Below are 668 nucleotides of genomic sequence, written 5' to 3'. Positions count from 1 at the left end.
GAGGTAGCGACGCTTACGAGTTTGAAGTGCCTACCAGACTATTTAAGTATTTATGCATCACCAGACCAGCAAGCTGTCGTTAATCACTTGCAAACGCTTGGCGCGAACATCCGACAAAATGAATCCTCTTATTTAATCATGCCACAGCAATATGACCAAAACGGCAATAAGCTCTTTAACGCTGAATTGATGTCATGTGATGGCAATACTAATGTTGATCTGTCCGGACCAATTAACCGCTATGCTTATGCAATTTCTCAAACAATGATGACTGAATTTCAGCAAATTGGTAAGACGTCGGTGGGTACTTCAAATTATGCTGAAAATAAAATCGAGCTGCTAAAAGATAGCATTTGTGCGTACTTAGACATGATTAAAGGCGTGTTTAATTCGCATGCAATCCCTCGGCTTTTTGATATTAACGGCGATTTAGCTGAAGAGTTGCCAACGTTAGACTATGAAGAAGTAAAAGACGTTGACGTGACAGAGCTTGCGACTGCGCTATCTCAGCTTGTGCCGATTGGTGTGATCTCACCAGATGAAAATATAGAAGAAACTGTAAGAGAATCTTTAAACTTACCTGCGTCAAAAGAAATTAATGGCAAATAAAGCTCTTTCTACAAATGCACTGATAGATCAGACCAAAACCGGCACTGTTGCGAAAAATT

The 668-nt window shown here is 40.1% G+C and carries 1 protein-coding gene; it reads left to right on the top strand.

Features of this window, described 5'->3' with window-relative positions; genetic code table 11:
- Positions 1-609 (top strand): phage portal protein family protein (locus C200_RS15845; protein ID WP_033923811.1); only part of this gene is annotated, 609 nt, incomplete at its 5' end.
- Between the last annotated feature and the right edge of the window lie 59 nt (positions 610-668).

This window comes from Piscirickettsia salmonis LF-89 = ATCC VR-1361 (assembly GCF_000297215.2).
In the GTDB taxonomy this organism is placed as follows: domain Bacteria; phylum Pseudomonadota; class Gammaproteobacteria; order Piscirickettsiales; family Piscirickettsiaceae; genus Piscirickettsia; species Piscirickettsia salmonis.
Note: the sequence above shows the minus strand (reverse complement) of the source record. Positions and strands in the feature narration are given on the sequence as shown.